Origin of the sequence: Protofrankia symbiont of Coriaria myrtifolia (genome assembly GCF_900634755.1) — a bacterium.
GTDB lineage: Bacteria > Actinomycetota > Actinomycetes > Frankiales > Frankiaceae > Protofrankia > Protofrankia coriariae.
In genome coordinates, this window is record NZ_CAAAFS010000264.1 from 6,340 (window position 1) to 14,549 (window position 8,210).

At 70.5% G+C, this 8,210-nt stretch carries 6 protein-coding genes; 2 read left to right on the top strand and 4 right to left on the bottom strand.

Going from position 1 to position 8,210, the window contains the following annotated elements:
- Nucleotides 1-152: 152 nt before the first annotated feature.
- Both CM1CMNOD_RS14940 and glnA read right to left on the bottom strand, forming a co-directional pair.
- Nucleotides 153-335, bottom strand: coding sequence for a hypothetical protein (locus tag CM1CMNOD_RS14940; RefSeq protein ID WP_013874434.1), 183 nt, complete (start codon nucleotides 333-335; stop codon nucleotides 153-155).
- A gap of 563 nt (nucleotides 336-898) precedes the next feature.
- Nucleotides 899-2,257, bottom strand: coding sequence for a type I glutamate--ammonia ligase (gene glnA / locus CM1CMNOD_RS14945; protein ID WP_013874435.1), 1,359 nt, complete (start codon nucleotides 2,255-2,257; stop codon nucleotides 899-901).
- A gap of 265 nt (nucleotides 2,258-2,522) precedes the next feature.
- Here glnA and CM1CMNOD_RS14950 point away from each other — a divergent pair, with 265 nt between their 5' ends.
- Complete coding sequence (locus CM1CMNOD_RS14950) at nucleotides 2,523-4,373, top strand: NAD+ synthase (RefSeq protein ID WP_013874436.1); 1,851 nt, start codon at nucleotides 2,523-2,525, stop codon at nucleotides 4,371-4,373.
- Between the two features lie 217 nt (nucleotides 4,374-4,590).
- Here the strand turns inward: CM1CMNOD_RS14950 and CM1CMNOD_RS14955 are convergent, their stop codons facing one another.
- Nucleotides 4,591-5,502, bottom strand: coding sequence for a TetR/AcrR family transcriptional regulator (locus tag CM1CMNOD_RS14955; RefSeq protein ID WP_013874437.1), 912 nt, complete (start codon nucleotides 5,500-5,502; stop codon nucleotides 4,591-4,593).
- Nucleotides 5,503-5,838: 336 nt separating this feature from the next.
- Between CM1CMNOD_RS14955 and panB the strand changes: the two genes are divergently transcribed.
- Nucleotides 5,839-6,777 (top strand): 3-methyl-2-oxobutanoate hydroxymethyltransferase, encoded by a 939-nt coding sequence (gene panB, locus CM1CMNOD_RS14960; protein WP_013874438.1) that lies wholly within the window; start codon nucleotides 5,839-5,841, stop codon nucleotides 6,775-6,777.
- Nucleotides 6,778-7,141: 364 nt separating this feature from the next.
- Here the strand turns inward: panB and CM1CMNOD_RS14965 are convergent, their stop codons facing one another.
- Nucleotides 7,142-8,170, bottom strand: a complete 1,029-nt coding sequence (locus CM1CMNOD_RS14965; protein ID WP_193617112.1) for a type IV toxin-antitoxin system AbiEi family antitoxin domain-containing protein — start codon at nucleotides 8,168-8,170, stop codon at nucleotides 7,142-7,144.
- Nucleotides 8,171-8,210: the final 40 nt, after the last annotated feature.

Here is an 8,210-nt window from a genome sequence, read left to right on the forward strand (position 1 = left end):
GGTGGCCACCAGGGTGTCGGCCACCGCCGGGGCATCGGCGGCGGCCGGCTGCGCCGTCACCGGGCCGGCCGACGGCGGAGCGTGGGAGAAAAGGACCGCGCCGCCGTCGGCCTACCGGAAAGCCACTGCTCGGCCACCGGCCCGACGTCCCGTCAGAGCTGGACGAAGAAGGCGCCGCCGACGAAGTCGGCCGTCACGGCGAAGAGACCGCCGAAGAACCCGCCGCTCCAGCCGAGATCGGTGTAGTCCCAGACGGCCATCGCCGAACGCTCCGGAAGCAGCTCGGCGTGTTCCGCCGCCAGCTCGGCGGCGTCCAGGCCAGTTGTAGTCGTCATTGTTCGTTTCCCTTTCGGATGCCATCGTCCGCTGAACGGCCAGTGATGGTCGTACCTGTCCGCGCGACTGTTTCTCTCGGGCCTGCGCGTCGTTCCGCGGACCTGTTCCGCGACTACTTCATGTTTCTTCTTCACATATTTTTTTCATATGTGATGAACCGCAGGCGACCGCGCCCGGTGGACGACGGGCCCGGAAGCACGGCCGCATGGCCGACACAGTTCGCCGCATACCGCCGACCAGGTCGCCACAGGCCGCTTTTGCGGTCCATCGGGACTGGACTTTAGAGGCCAGGACGGCGGAGCGCAAGCAACCGGCCACTTCCAGTCGCCATGGGGGCGGATCCGGATTCAGGTAAATCGTTTCACGGTATTTCTCGAAAACCGGCCATCGTCCACCCGATATCACCTTTCCAGCGGACCGGATTCGGGCGGCGGACCTTCCCGGCACGGATGCGGGACGGACGGCCGCGTCCCGCTCCCGACTTCCCCACCACCCCGCGCGGCCGGCTCACCCGACGGAACGGCCGGTCACAGAACGGGTCCCGGCCACCGGACGGGGCCGATCACAGGATGGGCAGGTACCGGTCGATCTCGAACGGCGTGACCTGGCGACGGTACTCGGCCCACTCGGCCCGTTTGTTCCGCAGGAAGAACTCGAAGAGGTCGGCGCCGAGCGTGTCGCGCACCATCTCCGACCGCTCCATGGTCGCGATCGCCTCCTCCAGTGTGCCGGGCAGCGCCCGGATGCCCCGCTCGTTGCGCTGCGGCTCGGTCAGGGTCCACACGTCGTCAGCCGCCGGCGGCGGCAGCTCGTACCCCTCCTGGATGCCCCGCAGGCCCGCGGCGAGTATCAGCGCGAACGCCAGATAGGGATTGCAGGCGCTGTCCGGCGACCGGAACTCGATCCGGGTCGCGTTCGGCTTGTTCGGCTTGTGCAGCGGTATCCGCACCAGGGCGGAACGGTTGTTGTGCCCCCAGCACACATAGGCGGGCGCCTCCAGCACCTCGCCGGCACGCTGGTCGCCGACAATTCGTTTGTAGGAGTTCACCCACTGGTTGGTCACCGCGGTTATCTCGGCCGCGTGGACGAGCAGACCGGCAATGAAGGCCTGTGCGACCTTGGAGAGATGATAGGGGTCGGTCGGGTCGTAGAAGGCGTTCCGGTCACCTTCGAAAAGGCTGAGGTGGGTGTGCATACCCGACCCGGCCTGGTCGCTGTACGGCTTCGGCATGAATGTCGCGTAGACACCCTGCCGCAGCGCGACCTCCTTCACCACCTGACGAAATGTCATGATATTGTCGGCAATGGTCAGGGCGTCGGCGTACCGCAGGTCGATCTCCTGCTGGCCGGGCGCCACCTCGTGGTGGCTGAACTCGACGGAAATACCCAGCCGTTCGAGCACCCCGATGGCCTGCTGCCGGAAATCGTGGCTGATGTCGTTCGGCGTGAGGTCGAAATACCCGGAGTCGTCGACCGGCGGCGGCACCGGCGCGCCGCGCTGCGGCGGCTGCCGCAGCAGGAAGAACTCGATCTCGGGATGGGTGTAGAAGGTGAAACCGGCCTCCGCGGCGGTGGCCAGCGTCCGCCGCAGGACCCAGCGGGAATCCGCCGGGGACGGCGCGCCACCCGGCATGACGAGATCGCAGAACATCCGCGCGGTCACCGGGCTGTCCCCACGCCAGGGCAGCACCTGGAAGGTCGACGGATCCGGCTTGACGAGCATGTCCGCCTCGTGGACCCGGGCGAAGCCCTCGATGGACGACCCGTCGAACCCGATGCCCTCGGCGAGCGCCCCCTCCAGCTCGGCCGGCGCGATCTCGACGGACTTCAGCACGCCCAGGACGTCGGTGAACCACAACCGGATGAACCGGATGTCGCGTTCCTCGAGGGTTCGTAGGACGAACTCCTGTTGCTTGTCCATGGCAGCCTCCGCACTGGAGAGGGCTGGAACGATGTCGGCTCGCCGTCGCGGGCGGGCAGGTGGTCCAAAGAGCGCCGGTCGGATAGCTCCCAGCCGACCATAGCGACTGGCCTGCCCGAACGTCCCGGCGCGGCATCCCGACAACCAGGCCGGTGACATATCGTCACGGCCAGGTTCGGATCGGCCCCTCCCGGGCCGAAGACGGCGCGATCATCGTTTTCCGCGTCGGCGCGGCCGGGCTCCCCGGGTCACTAGGCTTCGATTCATGACCCAGTTGCGCGTCGCGCTTGCCCAGGTCGACACCACCGTCGGCGATCTCGCGGCGAACGCGGACCTGGTGAGCGCCTGGGCGGGACGGGCGGTGCGCGCCGGCGCGCACCTGGTGGCCTTCCCGGAGATGACGCTCACCGGCTATCCGGCCGAGGACCTCGTGCTGCGCCGCTCGTTCGCGCAGGCCTCCCGCGCGGCCGTCGACCGGCTCGCCCGCCGGCTGGCCGACGAGGGCGCCGGCGAGCTGGCCGTCGTCGTCGGCTATCTCGACAGCTCCCGCAACCCCACGCCGCGGCTGGGCCGGCCCGCCGGCGAGCCGCAGAACGCGGCCGCGGTGCTGTGGCGCGGCGAGGTCGCGGCCCGGTACGCCAAGCACCATCTGCCCAACTACGGCGTGTTCGACGAGTTCCGTTACTTCGTGCCCGGCTACGACTTCCCGGTCCTGCGCCTGCACGGGGTGGACGTCGGGCTGACGATCTGCGAGGACCTCTGGCAGGACGGCGGGCCCGTCGCGGTCGCCCGGGCCGCCGCCGTGGGCCTGCTGGTGTGCATCAACGGATCACCGTACGAGCGGGGGAAGGCCTTCCAGCGCGACGAGCTGGCCGCCGCCCGGGCGCGGGAGGCCGGCGCCGCGCTCGCGTACGTCAACCTCGTCGGTGGCCAGGACGAGCTCGTCTTCGACGGCGGGTCGCTGGTGGTGGACGCCGACGGCCGCACGCTCGCCCGCGCCGAGCAGTTCACCGAGACACTGCTGACCGTCGACCTCGACCTGCCGGCCGGCGCGCTGGTGGCCGGCGCGCCGGTGGCCGGCCCTGTCGTCACCGGTCCGGTGGACGCGGGCGACGGCACCACGATCGCCGTGTCCCGCGTCGTGCTGGCCGACGAGCCCGTCTCCCCCTTCGAGGCGCGTGAGCCCACGGTGGCCCAGCGGCTGGACTCCGCCGCAGAGCTCTACGCCGCCGTGGTCACCGGCACCCGTGACTACGTCCGCAAGAACGGGTTCGCCTCGGTCGTCCTCGGACTCTCCGGCGGTATCGACTCGGCGTTGGTCGCCACGATCGCCGTGGACGCCCTCGGCGCGGCCCGGGTACACACGGTCGCGATGCCGTCGGTGCACTCCTCGGCCGGTTCCGTGGCCGACGCCGCGGAGCTGGCCCGGCGCACCGGCGTCACGCACACCGTGGTCCCGATCCAGCCCGTGGTAGACGCCTTCCACGACGCGCTGGCCGGCACCGGCGGCCTTGCCGGTCTGGCCGCCGAGAACCTGCAGGCCCGGGTCCGCGGGACGCTGCTGATGGCGCTGTCGAACGCCCATGGCCATCTTGTTCTCACCACGGGTAACAAGAGCGAGCTCGCCACCGGGTTCTCCACGCTCTACGGCGACAGCGCCGGCGGCTTCGCCCCGATCAAGGACGTGCCCAAGACCCTGGTCTGGGAGCTCGCCCGCTGGCGCAACGCGCAGGCGCCGCGCGACGGCGAGGCCCCACCCATCCCCGAAGAGATCATCGTCAAGCCGCCGTCCGCCGAACTCGCCCCCGGGCAGCTCGACTCGGACCGGCTGCCCGACTACTCCACGCTGGACGCGGTCCTCGACGACTACGTCGAACGGGACCAGGGCCGCACCGAACTGATCACCGCGGGTCACGACCCCGACACCGTGGAGCGGGTCATCCGCCTGGCGGACCTCGCCGAGTACAAGCGGCGGCAGAACCCCCCGGGGCCCAAGGTGACCTCGAAGGCGTTCGGCCGTGACCGCCGACTGCCGATCACCTCCCACTGGCGCGAGCGGACGGGCTCGCCGCCCGCCGTCGAACCGTCGCCGCGCCCCGACAGCGTCACCCCCTGACAGGGTCACCCCCTGACCGCGCTCCGAGGCGGCGCCGCGCCCCGGCCACGTCATCCTCTGGCGGCATCCCGCCCCGGGCTCAGCACCGTCCCCGGACTGGCACTGCCCTGGCGACGGCCATCGCTGAGCAGCCTCCGGACAGCGCCGTCCCCGGGCGGCACCCGGACGGCATTCGCCCGCCGTCCGCAGCCCACCGCGCGTCCGGTCGGACGGCGGGTCAACCTGCCGCTGGCATCCCGGCCGTGTCGGATCCGGAGCACTGGAGGATCCCGCGCAGGACCGTGTCGACCACACCGGTGATCCGGGAACCGGTGACGTCACGCGAATGCCCGGCATACTGCCAGTAGGCGACGGAGCCGATCAGCATATCGATGATCATTTCGATGTCGATGTCCGGGCTCAGTTCCCCCGAGACGATGCCGCCGCGCAGCAGGGCGGCCACCCTGTCCCGCGCCGGGGCCATGACCCGTCTGCGGTAGGCCTCGAACAGGTCGGGGTGCTCCTCCTTCTCGGCCAGCAGTCTGGGCATGATGCGGCCGGCCAGCGTCTGGATGCTGTGCTTGCGCACGGTGTTCAGCCAGGCGACGAGATCGTCGCGCAGCGACCCGGTCTGCGCCCCGCCCGAGAGATCGGCAAGAGTGCCCAGCGCCTCGACGACCAGGGCGTCCTTGGTCGGCCACCGCCGGTAGACCGTTGCCTTGCCAACCCCGGCCCGCGCCGCGACCGCCTCCATCGACAGCCCGGCGAACCCGTAGTCGGCGAGCGTGTGCAGGGTCGCGCTGATGATCGCTTCGTCCCGGCGGGTGTCGCGTGGGCGTCCCGGCGTGCGCATCGGTGGCTGCGCCGGCCGCGCCGGCCCGGGCCCGCGCCGGTCGGCAGGGGGATGGTGCTGCTCGCTGGCCGCCGATCGCGCCGGCCCGGACGCGCGTCCGCTCGACATCGTCACGACGGACGCTCCGCCGCGGCCCCGGCCCGCGGACGGCCGGCCCGGGTACACCCGGTCGAGCCCCATGCCGGAGGCCACCTCGCGGGCCGTCTCGCGGGCCAGGGCAGACATGCCCCGGGCCCTGTCGAGGGCTGTGCCGGCAGCGATGGCGAGAGCGGCGGCGAGGGCCGTCGTCGACGCCATGTCGGATACCGTGACAGATGCCGTGACGGGCGTCCCGTCAGGCCCGGCACCGGATTCGTCCCCGCATTCAGCAGTGCGTTTGGCAGCGCGTCCGGCGCGGTGTGCCCGTTCATCCGCGGCCACCGCCGCCCATCTCTGTAGTGCCTGCTGTGCCCCATGGATCCCGTCCGTCGAAGTTGTGTCCCGACCGTCAGGCGGCGCCCCCCGCATCCAAGATCGAAGCCTACGGTGAGCCAGGCCACGACGCATCTGTTTCCACGGCGGTGGCAGCATGGAGGGGACGCCGGGACGCGCCAGCGCCCGGACGGACGGACGGACGGACCAACAGGAGATCGTATGAACAGGACAGCAGAAGTCTGTTCCGCCTCGCCCGCCGCCGCGGCCGGGGAAGCGACGACGCTGTACGGCGCGTCGACGGCACCGGGCACCCCGGCGGCAGGATCAGGACCGGCGGCCGCGGCCCGTGGCGGCGCGGCCCGCCGCGGCCGGACCACCGTCCGGGAACTCCAGGCGGCCAAGGACCGCGGGGAGAAGTGGGCGATGCTCACCGCCTACGACGCGACCACCGCCCGCATCTTCGACGACGTGGGCGTGCCGGTGCTGCTCGTCGGCGACTCAGCGGCCAACGTCGTCTACGGCTATGAGACCACCGTGCCGGTGACGGTGGAGGAGATGCTGCCGCTGGTGCGCGCGGTCGTCCGCGGAACCACCCACGCACTGGTCGTCGCGGACCTGCCCTTCGGCTCTTACCAGAGGTCGGTGGAGCAGGCGATCGACAACGCGGCGCGTTTCATGAAGGACGGCGGCGCCCAGGCGGTCAAGCTCGAAGGGGGCGCCCGGGTGGTCCCGCAGGTCGCCGCGCTGGTGGCGGCCGGTATCCCGGTCATGGCCCACCTCGGGCTGACCCCGCAGAGCGTGAACGTCCTCGGCGGCTACCGGGTGCAGGGCCGCGGCCACGCCGGTGACGCCCTGCTCGCCGACGCGCTCGCGCTGGAGGCAGCCGGGGCGTTCGCCGTCGTGCTCGAGGTGGTCCCGTCCGATCTCGCCGCCCGGGTGAGCAAGGAACTGACCATCCCGGTCGTCGGTATCGGGGCCGGCCCGGACTGCGACGCGCAGGTTCTGGTCTGGCAGGACATGGCCGGCCTTTCCGACGCGCACGCCCGGTTCGTCAAGCACTATGCCGATCTGCGCTCCACCCTCGCCGACGCGGCGCTGCGCTTCACCGAGGAGGTCCGCGGCGGCACCTTCCCCACCGTCGAACACAGCTACCACTGAGCTACAGCTACCACTGAGCACAAGCAGCACTGACCACAAGCCGTACCGCTGGGCAGGCCGCTACCACCAGGCCCGCCCAGCGGTACGGCCATGCCCCCACAGCATCTAGGCCCGGTGGCGCCGCCGAGCGGTCCTGAAGCCAGCGGGGCAGCCCCGCTGGGCCGACCGAACGGCCCGTGTACCCGGGCACACAAAGGCTGCCCCGGACTGACGAAGGCACGGCAGCCCATCAGACGCCCCTTCGCTACCTCATCACCGCCCAGCGGCCTTGCCCCAATACCACCACCCAATATCCACAAACGCGCCCTGCCCTGCGCCCTCCACTGGCGACGTTCGCCCGAACGATGTGAATCTGCTGCTGCTGTCACAGCACTGCATTCACATCGTTGGGCCCCGTGTTGTCTCCGCCCGGCCCGATGTGGGATGCGGGCGTCCGTTGGCGGCGGTCACCGTCCCATCCTCGTTGGCGCAGGGCATCGGTGACCTGCGCGGCAACAAGATCGGGACGTTCCCGCAGCCGCCAAGTCGGGAAACGCAGGATCAGGCGGTCCTGAAGCACGCCGAGATTCTGACGGGCCAGGTCGTCCCACCACTGCCGCACCTCCTGGTGCGCGGCCCCGTCGATCTCCACCCAGACCCGCCACGGCTCGTACCAGACGTCGAGATACCGTCTGCCACCAAGATCGACTTTGAACTGGCAGTGGCTCGACGGCAGACCGTAACGACATTCGATACGCCGATACAGCATTTCCGCCACCGACTCCGCACCAACATCAAGATCAGCCAATGTATCAATGATCAGACGGCGCCGCCAAATGCGCCCACGCCGGTGCGCCACGTCCCACAGATCACTAACAGTAACCAGCCGCTGCTGCACCGACGCCGCAAGTACCGCTCGCGCGTCGTCGTCCCGTGCCGCCCAGCTCGCCGCGTCCACGACCGACCGGGCAAGCCGCGTCCGCGGAGGAATACGGACCGGATGCACGTCGGTCGACGTCAGTTGGGTGCTGCGGTGCACCACGATCCCGGGATGGCGAACGAGCTGCCGATCGGACGGCACCGTCACGAAAACGGTCGCGACGTCGAATCCCCGCATACCGTCAAGCGCGGCCGCGGTGGATCCGGCAAGGACCGCCCCGGGCCCGGCTCGTGCCAGGGTGCACCAGAGCCACTGCAAACGGGTGAGCGGCCCAGAGTGAGTGACGACAACTCCCCGCAGCGGCCGCTGCCATCGCCCTGTACGGATCCGCCACCGCAGCTCCGCAGGACGCAGACCAGCGGCGATCGCCTCCCGAACCGCCAGCACCCCGCTGTGTTCCCGAGCGATCTCCTTCCATCCACGATCCTCATGCTCTTCATGAACCGCCCCGTGCGACCCCACCACAAACGTCACAACCACGAACACTGATGCCCCACAGACCCACGTTCACCCC

Coding starts and splice junctions, on each gene's coding strand:
- glnA (WP_013874435.1), bottom strand. CDS start 2,257: ATGGACAAGCAACAGGAGTTCGTCCTACGAACCCTCGAGGAACGCGAC.
- CM1CMNOD_RS14955 (WP_013874437.1), bottom strand. CDS start 5,502: ATGGCGTCGACGACGGCCCTCGCCGCCGCTCTCGCCATCGCTGCCGGC.
- CM1CMNOD_RS14950 (WP_013874436.1), top strand. CDS start 2,523: ATGACCCAGTTGCGCGTCGCGCTTGCCCAGGTCGACACCACCGTCGGC.
- CM1CMNOD_RS14940 (WP_013874434.1), bottom strand. CDS start 335: ATGACGACTACAACTGGCCTGGACGCCGCCGAGCTGGCGGCGGAACAC.
- panB (WP_013874438.1), top strand. CDS start 5,839: ATGAACAGGACAGCAGAAGTCTGTTCCGCCTCGCCCGCCGCCGCGGCC.